Annotated in this window: 17 protein-coding genes; 10 read left to right on the plus strand and 7 right to left on the minus strand. The window is 69.0% G+C overall.

All coding sequences use genetic code 11. The features are described from left to right. Positions 1-7 precede the first annotated feature (7 nt). A complete protein-coding gene (locus IG75_RS0123305) occupies positions 8-1006 on the plus strand; it encodes an alpha/beta fold hydrolase (RefSeq protein WP_081877099.1) in 999 nt (332 codons plus the stop codon). A gap of 15 nt (positions 1007-1021) precedes the next feature. Here IG75_RS0123305 and IG75_RS0123310 read toward each other — a convergent pair whose 3' ends face one another. From IG75_RS0123310 to recQ, 3 genes are all read right to left on the minus strand, one after another. Further along, positions 1022-2011 (minus strand): helix-turn-helix transcriptional regulator, encoded by a 990-nt coding sequence (locus tag IG75_RS0123310; RefSeq protein WP_030525948.1) that lies wholly within the window; start codon positions 2009-2011, stop codon positions 1022-1024. A gap of 114 nt (positions 2012-2125) precedes the next feature. Beyond that, positions 2126-2575, minus strand: a complete 450-nt coding sequence (locus IG75_RS39280; RefSeq protein WP_156059090.1) for a hypothetical protein — start codon at positions 2573-2575, stop codon at positions 2126-2128. Between the two features lie 647 nt (positions 2576-3222). After that, positions 3223-5091, minus strand: a complete 1869-nt coding sequence (gene recQ / locus IG75_RS0123320; RefSeq protein ID WP_030523464.1) for a DNA helicase RecQ — start codon at positions 5089-5091, stop codon at positions 3223-3225. Between the two features lie 175 nt (positions 5092-5266). Here recQ and IG75_RS0123330 point away from each other — a divergent pair, with 175 nt between their 5' ends. Together IG75_RS0123330 and IG75_RS0123335 are read left to right on the plus strand one after the other, a co-directional pair. Beyond that, the gene (locus IG75_RS0123330) at positions 5267-6238 is read left to right on the plus strand and encodes an SMP-30/gluconolactonase/LRE family protein (protein WP_245713275.1); all 972 of its coding nucleotides are present in this window, start codon (positions 5267-5269) and stop codon (positions 6236-6238) included. 131 nt (positions 6239-6369) lie between these two features. After that, positions 6370-6927, plus strand: coding sequence for a DinB family protein (locus tag IG75_RS0123335; RefSeq protein ID WP_030523462.1), 558 nt, complete (start codon positions 6370-6372; stop codon positions 6925-6927). A 5-nt stretch (positions 6928-6932) separates the two neighbouring features. On the opposite strand, the gene IG75_RS40385 is transcribed toward IG75_RS0123335, so the two are convergent. The 4 genes from IG75_RS40385 to IG75_RS0123350 form a co-directional block, all read right to left on the minus strand. Next, positions 6933-7262 carry a sigma-70 family RNA polymerase sigma factor family protein gene (locus tag IG75_RS40385; RefSeq protein WP_245713274.1) on the minus strand — a complete coding sequence of 110 codons (330 nt, stop codon included), beginning with the start codon at positions 7260-7262 and terminating at the stop codon, positions 6933-6935. Between the two features lie 10 nt (positions 7263-7272). After that, positions 7273-7878: a sigma-70 family RNA polymerase sigma factor gene (locus tag IG75_RS40390; RefSeq protein ID WP_245713273.1), complete on the minus strand. Its 606-nt coding sequence runs from the start codon at positions 7876-7878 to the stop codon at positions 7273-7275. 109 nt (positions 7879-7987) lie between these two features. Next, a complete protein-coding gene (gene hisN, locus IG75_RS0123345) occupies positions 7988-8773 on the minus strand; it encodes a histidinol-phosphatase (protein ID WP_030523461.1) in 786 nt (261 codons plus the stop codon). A gap of 72 nt (positions 8774-8845) precedes the next feature. Next, a complete protein-coding gene (locus IG75_RS0123350) occupies positions 8846-9436 on the minus strand; it encodes an NADPH-dependent FMN reductase (RefSeq protein WP_030523460.1) in 591 nt (196 codons plus the stop codon). A 141-nt stretch (positions 9437-9577) separates the two neighbouring features. On the opposite strand from IG75_RS0123350, the gene IG75_RS0123360 reads away from it, so the two are divergent. From IG75_RS0123360 to IG75_RS0123390, 7 genes are all read left to right on the plus strand, one after another. Continuing rightward, positions 9578-10432: a helix-turn-helix domain-containing protein gene (locus tag IG75_RS0123360; RefSeq protein WP_030523459.1), complete on the plus strand. Its 855-nt coding sequence runs from the start codon at positions 9578-9580 to the stop codon at positions 10430-10432. A 65-nt stretch (positions 10433-10497) separates the two neighbouring features. Continuing rightward, positions 10498-11619, plus strand: coding sequence for a peptide chain release factor 2 (gene prfB, locus IG75_RS0123365; protein ID WP_030523458.1), 1122 nt, complete (start codon positions 10498-10500; stop codon positions 11617-11619). Positions 11620-11680: 61 nt separating this feature from the next. Next, a complete protein-coding gene (locus tag IG75_RS0123370) occupies positions 11681-12556 on the plus strand; it encodes a mechanosensitive ion channel family protein (RefSeq protein WP_030523457.1) in 876 nt (291 codons plus the stop codon). After that, positions 12543-12707: an Rv3103c transmembrane domain-containing protein gene (locus IG75_RS39285; protein WP_156059088.1), complete on the plus strand. Its 165-nt coding sequence runs from the start codon at positions 12543-12545 to the stop codon at positions 12705-12707. Before IG75_RS0123370 ends, IG75_RS39285 begins: the two co-directional genes overlap by 14 nt. 56 nt (positions 12708-12763) lie before the next feature. Next, positions 12764-13453 carry a cell division ATP-binding protein FtsE gene (gene ftsE, locus IG75_RS0123380; RefSeq protein ID WP_030523456.1) on the plus strand — a complete coding sequence of 230 codons (690 nt, stop codon included), beginning with the start codon at positions 12764-12766 and terminating at the stop codon, positions 13451-13453. Further along, the gene (ftsX, locus tag IG75_RS0123385) at positions 13453-14358 is read left to right on the plus strand and encodes a permease-like cell division protein FtsX (protein ID WP_030523455.1); all 906 of its coding nucleotides are present in this window, start codon (positions 13453-13455) and stop codon (positions 14356-14358) included. The genes ftsE and ftsX overlap by 1 nt, the downstream gene beginning before the upstream one ends. Positions 14359-14598: 240 nt before the next feature. Beyond that, the gene (locus tag IG75_RS0123390; RefSeq protein ID WP_036514990.1) at positions 14599-16008 is read left to right on the plus strand and encodes an acyl-CoA dehydrogenase family protein; all 1410 of its coding nucleotides are present in this window, start codon (positions 14599-14601) and stop codon (positions 16006-16008) included. Positions 16009-16011 lie beyond the last annotated feature (3 nt).

Raw genomic sequence — 16011 nt, forward strand, 5'->3', positions numbered from 1 at the left:
GTACAGCGTGACCGAATCCGGCAACGAACCCATCGCGACCCGGCGCACGGTGCGCAGCGGCGCCTTCGACCTCGCGGTCTACGAATACGGCGACCCGGCCGCCGACACCGTGGTGCTGGTACACGGTTGGCCCGATACGAGCCACCTCTGGCACGGGGTGATCCCGCTGCTGGCCGGGCGATTCCACGTGGTGGCCTACGACACCCGCGGTCACGGGGCCTCGACCCGCACCGGCCGGGTCGCCGATTTCCGGCTCGCGGAACTGGCCGCGGACTTCTTCGCGGTCGCCGACGCGGTCAGCCCCGACCGGCCGGTCCACGTCCTCGCGCACGACTGGGGTTCGGTCCAGGTCTGGGAGGCGGTCTGCGAGCCGCGGGCGGTCGGGCGCATCGCCTCGTTCACCTCGGTCTCCGGCCCCAACCTCGACCACCTGGGCAAATGGGTACGCGACCGGCTCGGCCGGCCCAGCCCGCGCAATATCTGGCAGCCGTTCACCCAGTTGCTGTCCTCGGCCTATACCGGGTTCTTCATGACACCCCGTCTGCCGCGGCTGGCGTTCGGCCTGCTCGCCACCGAGCACCGCTGGCGCCGGGTCATCCAGCTCATGAACGACACCGCACCCTCGACGATCTTCTTCGCCCCGACACTGAAGCGGGATATGGTCGACGGTCTGCTCATCTACCGGGCGAATATCCTCGCGCACCTGCTGAACCCGCGCGAACGGACCACCGACGTACCGGTCCAGCTCATTGTCGCCGGTCGCGATATCGCGGTGCGGCCCGCCGGTTACGACGATACGGGCCGGTGGGTCTCGCGGTTGTGGCGCCGCGATGTACCGGCCGGGCACTGGATGCCGTTCTCCCATCCGGAGCTGTTGGCCACCGCCACCACGGAATTCGTGGACGCGCTGCGCACCGGTGAGGTCGCCGCGGGGACCACCGCACCGCGGGCCGACGAGCAGCCGTCCCGCCGATTGCGGGCCGTCCGGGCCACCGGCACCGACTGATCTCCGCCGGGCCGCTCACGACGGGGCGGACGGTGTGGCGGGTCGCCGGGAGGCGCGACAGAAGCGTTCGCCCCAGACTCGGATGTGCTCGATCAGTTCCGGGGGTTCCAGAACCTGGAATTCGGCATCGAGCGAGCCCAGTGTCAGGGCGGGCCAGTCCAGCGAGTCGGTGGTCATGGCGATCCGGCAGCGGCCCGCGTCGATCGCCTCGACACTGCCCCAGCGTCCGAGACGCTGCCGGACCGACTCCGCCGGGGCTTCGACCAGCGCTTCGATCCGATACAGATGCGGCATATTGTCCACGCCGGAACGGACGAATTCCGCGGCGTCCGCGGTGGGCAGTTCCCGGGGGCGGAAGCGTGCTCCGTCGCCTGCCGGGTCGGTGAGCCGGTCGACCCGGAAACTGCGCCAATCGTGGCGGGTCAGGTCGAACGCCACCAGATACCAGCGCCGGCCCAGAGCGACCAGGCGGTGCGGTTCGACGTGCCGTTCACTGCGGCGGCCGTCGGCGGCGGTGTAGGTGAAACGCAACCGCTCACTGTCACGGCAGGTCAGGGCCACCGCGGCGAGAGCCGACGGATCGAGGGCGGCAGCGGAACGGCCGCCCTCCCAGTCCGCGGGCACCGTCATGGCCCGGATCGCCTCCACCCGCTTGCGCAGCCGGGGCGGCATCACCTGCACCACCTTCGCCAACGCGCGCACCGAGGACTCCGCAACACCCTCCACCATGCCCTGCATCGCGAACTGCAGTCCGACCACGAGCGCTACGGCTTCGTCGTCGTCGACCATCAGCGGCGGCAGCGCCGCCCCCGCGGCGAGCTGGTAGCCACCGTCGACACCGCGTTGCGCTTCCACCGGATACCCCAGGTCGCGCAGCCGGTCGATATCGCGCCGCAGGGTTCGCGGCGAGACTCCCAGCCGCTGCGCCAGCTCGGTGCCGGGCCAGTATTTGTGGGTCTGCAGCAGCGACAGCAGACGCAGCGTCCGCGTGCTCGTATTGGCCATACCGTCGATTGTTCTCGAATTGCGGTCGATTAATGGCCGCTGGTTCCGTATTTTCCGGGGAGGGCCCGGCCGGAGGGCACGGATTCACGGTGATTCCGGCCGCCCGCGCCCCGGCTAGTGTGTTCCGAGCGCCCGGAGTGATACGCCGGTGATGGTGTCGGCGAAGACCGAGCCATCGGCGTGCTTACGGCCGTAGACGATGATCGGGGCACCCTCGGCGATTGCCTCGATGGTGGTGGCGATCAGCACGTAGACCTTGGTGTGGTCGTCGGTGTGCACCACGACCTCGGAATGGCTGATCTCGCTCTTCACCGTAAGGGTGGTGCCGTCGTTGGTCAGCACCTTCCCCCAGACGAAACCGGCCCCGATATCGGGGGATTTCGCAGTCGGAGCCTCGCTCTCGCGGGGTGCCATGGTCGAGGCGGCGATGGCCGCGGTCGGGGCGGCGGCCTGGTCGGTATCGGTCGTCCGCCCGAGGTAGAAGAACCCCACGGCGAGCAGCACGGCAATCCCGAGACACAGGCCGAGCAGTGCGTGACCCCCGACCGGAAGCAATTCCGGCACTTGGGTCTTCGGTACGGTCCACGCCGGATTCGCGGGCGCGGGAGGCGGAGCCGCGTAATGGGCGCTCTGCGCGCTCGCCGCCGGGGTGGCCGGTATGCGTGCGGGGTGCCCCGCCGGCGGATCGGGCACAACCCACCGCCGGCCGCCGTCGTCGGCAGCGGGTTCCGCGGGCCGGTATCTCTCCGGGGCGGGGCCGGGGGGACGATCCGTGGACCCAGATCCTTCCGGATAGGGTTCCGGTCGCCCGGCCGCCGTGGGTGATCCACCCGACGCGGCGGCCGGCGCACGGCCGGGCGGACATTCGGATAGATCGTCCTCGCTGTCGGACGCGACGTCCTCGTCCCACATACCGGCCCCGAGACCCGAGTCGTACGCGGCGGCTCCGAGTAGCCGCACCGATCCGAGGGCCCCGGCAACCGCCGGGCGATTCCGGGGCGCGCGATTGGTCGCGGCCCGAATAACCCGTGGGTCCACACCGCCGAACTGCTCGGCGGACAAGCCCGCGCGGTGGCGTGACCGCGACCACGGAGTGTGCTTGTTGGACATACTGCCAGGTTAGGTCCTCTGTCCAGGCCCCTATCGTCACTGACGGGAGGAATCATCGGATGAAAGCGGTTCTGCCACAGCGGCTTCCGCCCGCCCATGCCTCATCCGGCCGCCAGCACCTCCAGAACCTGCTCTCCGTAACGTGCCAGCTTGTTCTCGCCGACGCCGTTCACCGTGCCCAGTTCCCGGAGATCGGCGGGTTTGCGGGCGGCGATATCGCGAAGCGTGGCGTCATGGAACACCACGTACGCGGGGACACCCTGTTCCTTGGCGGTATCGGCCCGCCACTGCCGCAGTTTCTCGAACAGCGCGGTGTCGGCGGTATCGAGATCGGCGGGTGCGGCCCGGCCGGTTTTCGCGCTGCGCGCCGCCCGCGCCGGAGTGGGCCGCTCCGGTTCGCGGCGTAGCGCGACGGTGCGGCCGTCGAAGAGGACGGCTTCGCTGGCCTCGGTCAGCGTGAGCACCCCGTAATCCCCGTGGACCGCGAGCAGCCCCTGGGCCAGCAGCTGCCGGACCACCCCGCGCCACTGGGTATCGCGCAGATCGGTGCCGACACCGAACACACTGAGTTCGTGGTGGTCGTACTGCTGCACCTTCTGGTTCTTCTTGCCGAGCAGGATATCGATGAGATGACCCGCGCCGAAGCTCTGCCCGCGCTCCCGTTTCAGGCGCAGTACCGCCGAGAGCAGTTTCTGCGCGGCGACGGTGCCGTCCCACGATTCGGGCGGGTTCAGGCAGGTGTCGCAGTTCCCGCACGGCTGCGGCGGCTGACCGAAGTAGGCCAGCAGCTGGGCCCGGCGGCAGTCGACCGTCTCGCAGAGGGCGAGCATCGCGTCCAGGTGCAGCTGCAACCGGCGGCGGTGCGCGGCATCGCCCTCGGAGGTTTCGATGAGTTTGCGCTGTTGCACCACGTCCTGCAGGCCGTAGACCATCCAGGCCGTGGACGGCAGCCCGTCCCGCCCGGCCCGTCCGGTCTCCTGGTAGTAGCCCTCGACCGATTTGGGCAGGTCGAGGTGGGCGACGAAACGCACATCGGGTTTGTCGATACCCATACCGAAGGCGATGGTCGCCACCACCACCAGGCCTTCCTCGCGCAGGAAGCGTGCCTGGTTCTCGGCGCGGGTGCGATTGTCCAGGCCCGCGTGGTACGGGACCGCCCGGATACCGTTCTCGGTGAGAAACGCAGCGGTCTTCTCGACGGAGTTGCGGGACAGGCAGTAGACGATGCCGGCATCGCCGGGGTGCTCGGCGCGCAGGAACTCTAGGAGCTGCCGATCGGGCCGGTTCTTCGGTTCGATGCGGTATTGGATGTTCGGCCGATCGAAACTGGCCACGAAGCGCCGGGCACCGCCCAGGTCGAGCCGGGTGATGATCTCGTCGCGGGTCTTCTCGGTGGCGGTCGCGGTGAGCGCGATCCGGGGCACGTCGGGCCAGCGTTCGTGCAGCATGGACAGCGCCAGATAGTCGGGCCGGAAATCGTGACCCCACTGCGAGACGCAGTGGGCCTCGTCGATCGCGAACAGCGCGATCCGGCCCCGGTCGAGCAGCTGGGCGGTCGATTCCATGCGCAACCGCTCCGGCGCGAGATACAGCAGATCGAGTTCGCCGGCCGCGAACTGCGCTTCCACGGTGCGGCGCTCGTCCGGGAACTGGGTGGAGTTCAGAAAGCCGGCCCGCACCCCGAGCGCGCTGAGCGCGTCCACCTGGTCCTGCATGAGCGCGATCAGCGGGGAAACCACCACTCCGACGCCGTCGCGGACCAGCGCGGGAATCTGATAGCACAGCGATTTGCCGCCGCCGGTGGGCATGAGCACCAGTGCGTCGCCGCCGCCGATCACCTGGTCGACGATCGCGCGCTGTTCGCCCCGGAAACTGTCGTAACCGAAGACCCGGTTCAGAATCCGCTGTGCCGCATCGGATTCGGCACCGGACTCGGCAACGGGCACGGTCGGGGCTTCGGGGGCTTCCACGCGGCCCATCCTACGAGCACCGCCGGACAACCCGGGGGGCGTCCGGCGCGGACGCCGAGGTCGCGCGCGTAGTGCACACATGTGGATGAACCGGGTCCCGCTCCGGCCGCCGACACCGTGACCACGCGCCGCGCGAATCCCGCGGTACCGCCGCCGATCACTTAGGTTGTCCGATATGGCATCCAGAATGCGATCGCGTGCCCGGTGGGCGATGGTCACCGCCATTACGGCAGCAGCGGCCTGTGTGAGCGCGGCGCCCGCGCACGCACAGGAGTTCCCGGCCATGTGCGCCGACGGCTGGCAGGCGACCACGATCGTCGAGGGGGTCGGCAATCTGGAGAACCTGGATTCCGACGGGGCCGGCGGCTTCTATGTCACCGGCCTCGTCGACGGCTACCTCGCCCACGTATCGGCCGACGGGAAATTCGAGAAGCTGGTCACCGGGCTGCAGCATCCGGCGGGCGTCCGCGTGGCCGGGCGCTCGGTGTACTTCCTGACCGGCGACGGGGTGACCGATCCGCCGGGCACACTACAACGCTACGACCTCGACACCGGCGCGGTGAGCGTGCTCCGCACCGGGCTCAACGGCCCGAACGGCCTGCTGTTGCTTCCCGACGGGGACCTGCTGATCAGCACGATCGGGCTTTCGCGGGCGCCCACCGGAATCGCCCGGTACCGGCCGTCGACCGGCGAGTTCACCGAATCGTGGTCACCGCTCCCGCTGACCAACGGCCTGGCTCTGGCTCCCGACGGGCAGTCGATCTACACGGACAATCTCACCATGCGGATCTTCCGGATCCCCCTGGGTTCGCCCGCCGACGCCCAGGTGGTCGCGGGGCCGCCGAACCTGCTCACCGTTCCCGACGATATGGAGGCCACCCGCGCCGGTGACCTGTACGTCGCCGATCACGGAGTCGGCGCGATCTATCGGGTGGACCCGGCCACGGGGACCGGATGCGCGATCATCACGGGCCTGATCAGACGGCCCGACCCGGTCCGGACCGTGCCCGATGGCACCACCTCGGTGCGGATCGCCCGCGACGGCGGATCGTGGGCACTGTTCGTGACCGGGATGGATGGGGCGTTGCGGCGGCTGAGCCCGCCACCGGGTGTCGACCTCACACCAGCCGACGCCACTCGGCGCTGATACACATTGCCCGCTCAGAGCCAATTTATGGACAATCCGCACTACCGGCTCAATTGAGGTCGGAAAGTGACCGCTAGGGGTCATACGGTGCTTCTCGAGCACGGAATCCACCGAACCCCTGACGGAAGGCGATGACCTTGAGCGAGAACTCCACCCTCCCCCGGACCGATACCGCCGCGACCCTGTCCGGCGAACGCGCCGACCTGCTCGCCGAACTGCGGGCCGCGCGCTTCTTCCTGCGCTTCACCGCCCGTGAGCTGACCGAGGAACAGGCCGCGGCCCGCCCCACTCCCAGTGCACTGTGCGTGGGCGGCCTGATCAAGCATGTGACCGGCGTCGAACGCGGCTGGGCGGATTTCTTCGTGGCGGGCGCCGCGGTCTCGAAGGACTTCGACGATATGACCGCCGCGGATTTCGCGGCCCGGGACAACGAATTCCGCATGCTGCCCGGCGAAACGCTCGCCGGGGTGCTCGCGGCCTACGAGGAGGTGGCACGGCGGACCGACGAAATGGTGGCCACCCTGCCCGATCTCGACACGAAGTGCCCGCTGCCCAAGGCCCCCTGGTTCCAGGAGACCCACTGGTCGGCACGCCGGGTGCTGCTGCACATCATCGCCGAGACCACGCAGCACGCGGGTCACGCGGACATCATCCGCGAGGCGATCGACGGCGCCAAGACCATGGGCTAGGCGGGTCACCACCGTACGTCGAGCGGGGAGTGGGGCCCGGCAGCCACCCATTCCCTGGTCAGATGCGCCAGCTTCGCGGGCGCGACCTGTACGTGCAACGCGGCGATCCCCGAGGGAGCCATTTCGAGGCACAGGACGCCGTAGACCCGGCCGCCGGCCTCGATCACGATCGCGGGATCGCCGTTGAGGACGGCCGCGTAGAACGTGAGGTCGGCGCCGACGAAGGCGCGTTCGGCGCCGGTCGGACGGAATAGATTGCGCAGGTAATGGGCCACCGCGGCCGCCCCCATCACCGGGGTCCGACGGGCCGGAACGGCGCCGCCGCCGTCGGCCACGCTGACCACGTCACCGGTGAGCAGCCGGACCAGCGGCTCGGTATCGCCGCTGAGGGCGGCGACGAGGAATTCCTCGGCGATCCGCCGCGCGGCCCGCCCCCGCGTCTACCTCGGTCCGGGACCGGCCGCCGAGATGCTGTGCGGCCCGCCGGTAGATCTGCTGGCAATTCGATTCGGTGAGATCGAGGATTTCCGCGATCTCCCGATGCGGGTATCCGAATGCCTCGCGCAGCACGTACACCGCGCGCTCGTTGGGGGTGAGCCGCTCCATCACGGTGAGCATCGCGAGCGAGACCGACTCGCGCTGCTCGACGGTCTCGGCGGGACCGAGCATCGGGTTCCCCGCCAGGACCGGCTCCGGAAGCCACTGTCCGACATAGGTCTCCCGCCGGGCCCGCGCGGAAGTGAGCTGGTTGAGGCACAGGTTGGTGAGCACCTTCGTCAACCATGCCTCGGGTGTCTCGATCCGCTCCCGGTCCACCGCGTGCCACCGCAGGAACGTTTCCTGGACGGCGTCCTCGGCATCGCCGGCCGACCCCAGCAGCCGGTAGGCGATCGCCTCCAGACGGCCCCGGGCGCCCTCGAAGAGGTCGGCTTCGTGCGTACTGAGCGACATCAACCCATCGTCGGCCCTCGGCGCAGCTCGCGTCCACCGGCGCGGCCCGGGGGCGGAGCACGGTGCCGAGCCCGTACGGCGGTGTGCGGTCGCGAGCGGGAGCGGCGGACTAGCCGCGGAGACGAAGCAGAACCTGCTGGTGCAGCCGCCCGTTGGAGGCCACCGCGTCCCCGCCGTGCGGGCCGTCGCGACCGTCGAGGGCGGTGAAAGTACCGCCGGCTTCGCGGATCAGGATGTCCAGCGCGGCCAGATCCCACAGCGACACCTCGGGTTCGGCCGCGATATCCACCGCCCCCTCGGCGACCAGGCAGTAGCTGAAGAAGTCGCCGTAACCGCGGACCCGCCACACATCGTCGGTGAGATCGATGAACTGCTCACGCAGGCCGCGGTCGCGCCAGCCGGACAGGCTGGAGAACGCGAGGCTGGCCGAGCCGAGATCGGAGACGGCGCTGACAGTGATCGGTTGCGGCGCGCCGGGATGGAAACTCGACCATGCGCCCTGCCCCGTCGCGGCCCACCAGCGGCGGGCCAGCGCGGGCGCGCTCACCACACCGACCACCGGCACACCGTCCTCCAGTAAGGCGATGAGAGTGGCCCACACCGGGACGCCGCGCACGAAATTCTTGGTGCCGTCGATCGGATCGACGACCCATTGCCGGCCGGTGAACTCGGCTGTGCCGCCGAATTCCTCGCCGAGGACCGAGTCCTCGGGGCGGCCGTGCCGCAGGATCCGGCGGATCGCCTCCTCCACGGCCAGATCGGCATCCGATACCGGAGTGAGGTCCGGTTTGGCATCGACCTTCAGGTCCAGCGCGCGGAACCGTTCCCGGGTGATCGCGTCCGCTTCGTCGGCCAGCCGCAATGCGAGTTCGAGGTCAGAGGAGTGAGCAGCCACACCCGAACACTATCGAGTCGGTCCGGATGCGGCCGCGCGCCGTGCCGTCGCGCTCGCTGTGCGCACCCCGGGTCAGGCCGCTACCGCCCGGGCCGCCGTCAGCGCCTCGGCCCACCATCGCAACCGGTCCAGCATCGCCTGCGCCTGTGCTTCGGGCTCCTCGGGCGCGTGCAGTTGTCCATCCTCCCCGAACAGCAGGTAATAGCGCGGGAACGACACGTACTCGCGCACCGTGTGGGCGTCGAGTTCGTTGAACACCTGGCGCAACTGTTCGATGGCCAGCAGGCCGCCGCTGGCGCCGCTGTAGCCGACGAACGCGACGGCCTTGCCCTGCCACTGGGTGAAATGCCAGTCGATGACGGCCTTCAGCGAGGCCGGGAAACTGCGGTTGTAGTCGGGGGTCACGATGATGAACGCGTCGGCGGCGCCGAGCCGCTCGGAGAGGTCCCGCATACCGGCCGGGCGCGGCGGGTTCGGTTCCATCGCCGGCGGAACAGCCGGCAGCGCCAGCGGGATCTCGGCCTCGGCCAGGTCGATCACGTCGATCTCGAACCCGGTGTCACGGGCGGCCTGGGCGGCGATCCACGAGGCGACGACCGGTCCGAAGCGGCCCTCGCGGACGCTGCCGATGATCACCGCGAGACGCAGCGGCATTGTGGTCATGGTGTTGCTCCGTTCTTCTCCGGCGGCCCGGTGGCCGCCCGAGGTCGAATCTGCCGCGCCGGACGCCGCGGTGGGAGACCGCGCCGAGAGTGGTACTGCCACGGCCACCCTGCGCGGCCGGCCCGCCGCTACCGTGGGACCGTGAGCGAGAACGAGATGGGCCTGTTCCTGCGCAGCAGGCGCGACGCGGTGACACCGGCCCAGGTGGGGCTGCCCACCGGGGCACGCCGCCGGGCGCCCGGACTGCGCCGGGCGGAACTGGCCACGCTGGCGGGGGTCAGCGTCGAATACATCACCCGGCTCGAGCAGGGCCGGGACCGTAATCCCTCGCCCCAGGTCCTCGCCGCGCTGGCCGACGCACTGGGACTCACCTCCGCGGAGCGTGTCCACCTGTACCGGCTGACCAAGGCCGATACCGGTTTCAACTGCATGGGCCGGGCCCGGCCGGGTCGCGAGATCCGGCCGACGATCCGGGCGCTGCTCGATCAGCTCGAACCGGCGGCAGCGGTCGTGGTCAACCGGCTGACCGAGGTGCTGGCCTGCACCGAGGGCTACCGCAGGTTGATGGAGCCGACCGGCGCGCTGGACGGCGAGCACTGGTCCAATCTCGCTCATTTCACCTTCACCGATCCGCGGGCCCGAGAGGTCTACCCGGATTGGGGTCATCTGGCCGACCACCTGGTCGCCACCCTCAAACAGGGCCCCTTCCGCGCCGACCCGGAGATCGCGGCGCTGGCCGACCAGCTCACCATCACCGCGGGCGCGGCGTTCACCGACCGGGTCGCCACGGTGCCCAATCTGCCCGCCGCCACCGGCGTGACCCGGATGGCGCACCCCACCGCCGGGACGTTGCGGCTGGCCTTCGAAACCCTGGACCTTTTCGCCGACGACGATCAGCAGTTGATCGTCCACCTGCCCGCCGATCCGGCCACGGCCGCCGCTCTGGACCGCCTGGCCGGCCACCACCCCGGCAACCTGCGGGCCGTCCCGAGCTGACCGGCGGCGGTCTCCGCGGGCCGCGCGGTACACCCCGGCCGACGCTCCTAGTAGCCTTGAACACCGTGCATCCAGACGTGACCGCCGACCTCGCCGAACTCGACGCGACCCTCAAGACCGTCGAATCGGTCCTCGATATCGAGGAGCTGCGCCGCCGCATAGACGAGTTGGAGCACCAGGCCGCCGATCCCGAGCTCTGGAACGACCAGGATCACGCGCAGCGGGTCACCAGTGAGCTCTCGCACGCCCAGGGCGAACTGCGCCGGGTCCAGGAGTTACGGCAGCGGCTCGAGGATCTGCCGGTGCTCTACGAGCTGGCCGAGGAAGAAGAAGGCGACGCGAAGACCAGCGCACTGGCCGACGCCGACGCCGAGCGGTCCGCACTGCACACCGATGTGGAGGCCCTCGAGGTCCGCACCCTGCTGTCGGGCGAGTACGACAAACGTGACGCGCTGGTCAATATCCGGTCCGGCGCGGGCGGCGTGGACGCGGCCGACTGGGCCGAGATGCTGATGCGCATGTACATCCGCTGGGCCGACCGGCACAAGTACTCGGTCGAGGTCTACGACACCTCCTACGCCGAAGAAGCCGGCATCAAGAGCGCCACGTTCGCGGTGAAGACGCCGTACGCCTACGGCACCCTCTCGGTGGAGATGGGCACCCATCGCCTGGTCCGGATCAGCCCGTTCGACAACCAGGGCCGCCGCCAGACCTCCTTCGCCGAGGTCGAGGTGCTGCCGGTGGTGGAGACCACCGACCATATCGAGGTCCCGGAAACCGATATCCGGGTCGATGTCTACCGATCCTCCGGGCCCGGCGGCCAGAGCGTCAACACCACCGACTCGGCGGTGCGGATCACCCATATCCCCACCGGGATCGTGGTGACCTGCCAGAACGAGAAATCCCAGCTGCAGAACAAGGTGTCGGCCATGCGGGTGCTGCAGGCCAAACTGCTGGAACGCAAACGGCAGGAGGAGCGCGCCCAGATGGATGCGCTCAAGACCAACGAGGGCGCGTCCTGGGGCAACCAGATGCGGTCCTATGTGCTGCACCCGTACCAGATGGTCAAGGATCTGCGCACCAACTACGAAGTCAACAACCCCTCGGCGGTACTCGACGGCGATATCGACGGATTCATCGAATCCGGAATCCGCTGGCGGATGAGTACAGTGCTGCAGGAGAGCTAGCGGTCCCGATTCCGGGTCGCCGCAAGCCGTTTCGGTGATGCACGGGAGAGCAGGTGGTCTGATGCATTCGGAGGGGGCGGAGGCCCTGGCGCTGTCGCTGGCGGCATCCTCGGAGGTCACCTCATGGCTGCGGTCGTCCGGCCTGGAGATCGTGCTGCTGGTCCTCGGCGCGATGCTGTTCGCCCGCTTCGCCACCTACGTCCGCGACCGGGTGACGCAGAAGATCGATTCCGGGTTCCGCGGCGGTGACGCGCTGGTCCGCTCCGAGGAGGCCAAGCACCGGCACGCGCTGGCGCAGGTGCTCACCTGGGTGGTGCTGACCGTGGCCTATGTGCTGGTCGCCATGGAGGTCCTGGGGCGGATCGGCTTCTCGATGTCGGGCCTGGTCGCGCCGGCGGCGGTCCTGGGTGCCGCGCTCGGTTTCGGCGCGCAGCGCATCGTGCAGGACATCCTGGCCGGGTTCTTCCTCATCACCGAACGGCAGTACGGATTCGGCGATGTGGTGCGGATCGCGGTGACCGGTATCCAGGATCCGGCCGAGGGCACGGTCGAGGATGTGACGTTGCGGGTCACCAAATTGCGTAACCCGGACGGTGAGGTGATCACCGTCCCGAACGGCCAGATCGTGAAAGTCACCAATCTGTCGAAGGATTGGGCCCGCGCGGCGATCGATGTCCCGGTCTCGGCCAGTGCCGATATCATCCGGATCAACGAAGTGCTGCACGAGGTGGGCGGCCAGGCCTACCAGGACCCCCGCCTCGAACCACTGCTGCTCGACGAGCCGACGGTGATGGGTGTGGAGGACCTGACCGTGGACCAGATGAACATTCGGATGGTCGCCCGGACGCTGCCGGGTAAACAGTTCGAGGTGAGTCGCGAGCTACGGGTGCGCGTGGCCGCGGCCATGCGCCGGGAGGGCCTGAATGCGCGCCCGTAGATCGACGCTGGTCCTGGCGTGCGGCTGGGTGGCGACCTTCGTGCTGTACCTGTTCGTGAAGCCGGATCAGATCGCCCCCGCGAAGCCGGCGCCCGCTCCCGCCGTACCCGCCGTCCATCAGGTCCCTGTCCAGGTGATTCCCGTCCGGTAGCGGCGGCGACACGGCCCGCGGGCCGCTTCGTTATCGAATGGTTACACTGTCTCCTCGTGATCACCCTGCGCAACGTCAGCAAGTCGTATCCGACCGCTACGCGACCAGCGCTGGAAAACATCAACGTCCATATCGACAAGGGTGAGTTCGTCTTCCTCATCGGTCCGTCGGGTTCGGGCAAATCGACCTTCATGCGGTTGCTGCTCAAAGAGGAGACACCGACCGCGGGCGAGATCTCGGTCGCGGATTTCCGGGTCGATCGGCTGCCGGGGCGGAGGGTGCCGCGATTGCGGCAGCGAATCGGGTGTGTTTTCCAGGATTTCCGGCTGCTGCAGCAGCGCACCGTAGCCCAGAACGTGGCGTTCGCCCTGGAGGTGATCGGAAAACGCCGGCAGTTCATCGACCGGACCGTGCCCGAAGTGCTCGAACTGGTCGGGCTGGGTAACAAGGCCGACCGGCTGCCCACCGAATTGTCCGGCGGCGAACAGCAGCGGGTCGCGATCGCCCGGGCCTTCGTCAACCGGCCGCTGGTCCTGTTGGCCGACGAACCCACCGGCAACCTCGACCCCGAGACGAGTTACGAGATCATGCTGCTGCTCGAGCACATCAACCGGATGGGCACCACCGTGCTCATGGCCACCCACGATCCGCTGATCGTGGACGGTATGCGCCGGCGTGTGGTGGAACTCTACGACGGCCATCTGGTCCGCGATCAGGCCGACGGTGGTTACGAGGTGCGCCGGTAATGCGGGCGGGATTCCTGTTCGGCGAGGTCTCCGAGGGGCTGCGCCGCAATGTGACCATGACCATCGCGATGATCCTGACCACCGCGGTCTCGCTGACCATGCTGGGCGGCGGTCTGCTGGCGGTGCGGATCGCCGACAAGACCGAGCAGTACTTCCTGGACCGGCTCGAGGTGCGGCTGTACCTCACCGAGGACGTCTCCGCCACCGATCCGGACTGTGTGAACGATCCGTGCCGAACCCTCATGGCCGATCTCGAGGCCGTCGACGGCGTGGAGAACGTGCAGTACCTCAATCGGGACGCGGCGGTCCGGGAGGCGAAGGAGAAAACCTTCAAGGATCAGCCGGAACTGGCCGAGTACGTGAGCGAGACGCCGCTGCCGGCCTCACTGCGGGTGAAGATGACCGACGCGTCGCTGTACCCGACGATCTACGAGCAGTTCTACGAGCGGCCCGGCGTCGGCATGGTCCGCAATGACAAGGACATCGTGGACCGGCTGGTCAGCCTGTTCGACGGACTCCGCAATGCCGCGTTCGGTATGGCGCTGCTGCAGGCCGTGGCCGCACTGCTGCTGATCGCGAACATGGTGCAGATCGCGGCCTTCACCCGGCGTACGGAGGTGAGCATCATGCGCCTGGTGGGCGCCACCCGCTGGTACACCCAGCTGCCGTTCCTCCTGGAAGCGGTGGCCGCCGCGCTGGCGGGCGGCCTGCTGGCCACGGTGGGCCTGTTCGTGGCCCGGCCACTGGTGATCGACCGGGCCCTGGGCGATCTGTTCGCCAGCAATGTGTTTCCGCAGATCACCTTCGACGACATCTTCACCACCGCCCTCATGGTGATGCCGGTCGGCGTACTGTTCGCCGGTCTCACCGCCTACGCGACCCTGCGCTGGTACGTGCGGGAATAGCCGGCCGGAGTCCGCGGCCCGGGTGACGACAACTCCCACCCGCGGTAACTCCGGTGACCGAGAACGCCCGCCCCGGACTCCGGGGCGGGCGTTCTCGGCTTCATCACCTGCCGATTCCGCGCACCCGTCCGCTCACCAGGACGTAAGGACCACTCGACGCCTTTCTTACTCCGCAGTAAGATAGCCTTACTCCGCAGTAAGATCCCCGGGGTCCGACCCTCACCCCCGCGCGAGAAACAGGTGATGATGAGCATTCGAGACAGCGCTACCGAGCGGCGGTCGCACCACGGCGCCCGCCAGGAGAACGGGGTGGGCCTGCACCAACCCAAACGGGACTGGATGGGCGCCGCCATGCGGGTCATGTCGACCATCACCGGTTCGGAGCTGGCCGAGAAATACAACCTGCGCAAGCCGATCGACCGGGTCACCTACCAGAGCACCAAAACCGGATTCCGCACCCTCGGCGCGGCCACCCGGGCCTTCAACAAGGTCGCGGGCGGTGGTGCGCCCAAGCGGCTACCGGACAACGAGTCCAAGACCAAGGACTATTTCGACCTCACCCCCACCGACGAACAGCAGATGATCGTCGAGACGGTGCGTGAGTTCGCGGCCGAGATCCTGCGCCCGGCCGCGCACGACGCCGACGAGGCGGCCGCCGCGCCGGCCGATCTGCTCGGCCGGGCCGCGGAACTGGGTATCACCCTCATCAACGTGCCCGAGGAGCTCGAGGGCGCGGCCACCGAACGCGGCGCGGTCACCAATGCGCTGGTCGCCGAGGCGCTCGCGCACGGCGATATGGGTCTGGCGCTGCCGCTGCTCGCGCCGAGCGGGGTCGCGGTCGCGCTGTCCCAGTGGGGCACCGACGCCCAGCAGCAGACCTATCTGCCGGCCTTCACCGGCGAGAACGTGCCCCAGGCCTCCGTGGTCATCAGCGAACCGCGGGCCTTGTTCGACCCCTTCAGCCTGCAGACCAAGGCGGTGCGTTCCCCCAGCGGATACCGGTTGAACGGTGTCAAGAGCCTGGTCCCCGCGGCCGCCGACGCCGAGATCTTCGTGGTGGGCGCCGAACTCGACGGACGCCCGGCCCTGTTCGTGGTGGAATCCGATGCCAAGGGCCTGTCGGTGGAAGCCGATCCGAGCATGGGCCTGCGCGCGGCCGGGCTGGGCCGGCTGGTCTTGGACAATGTGGCCGTCGCCGGCGACGCCGTGCTGGGTGAGGGCGATGCCGCGCAGCACGCGGCCGACTACCGCGATGCCGTCCAGCTCGCCCGCCTCGGCTGGGCTTCGCTGGCCACCGGCACCGGGCAGGCCGTACTGGACTACGTGATCCCCTACGTCAACGAGCGGGAAGCCTTCGGCGAACCGATCAGCCACCGGCAGGCGGTCGCGTTCATGGTCGCCGATATCGCGATCGAACTCGACGGTCTGCGCCTGGTCACGCTGCGCGGCGCCGCCCGCGCCGAACAGGGCCTCACCTTCGCCCGGGAAGCGGCGCTGGCCAAGAAGCTGGCGGCGGACAAGGGTATGCGCTTCGGGCTGGACGGCGTCCAGTTGCTCGGTGGCCACGGCTTCACCAAGGAACACCCGGTCGAACGCTGGTACCGCGATCTGAGGGGTATCGCGGTCGCCGAGGGCGTGGTGCTGGTCTGAGTT

It is taken from the genome of Nocardia rhamnosiphila NBRC 108938, from assembly GCF_000720425.1.
In the GTDB taxonomy this organism is placed as follows: Bacteria; Actinomycetota; Actinomycetes; order Mycobacteriales; family Mycobacteriaceae; genus Nocardia; species Nocardia rhamnosiphila.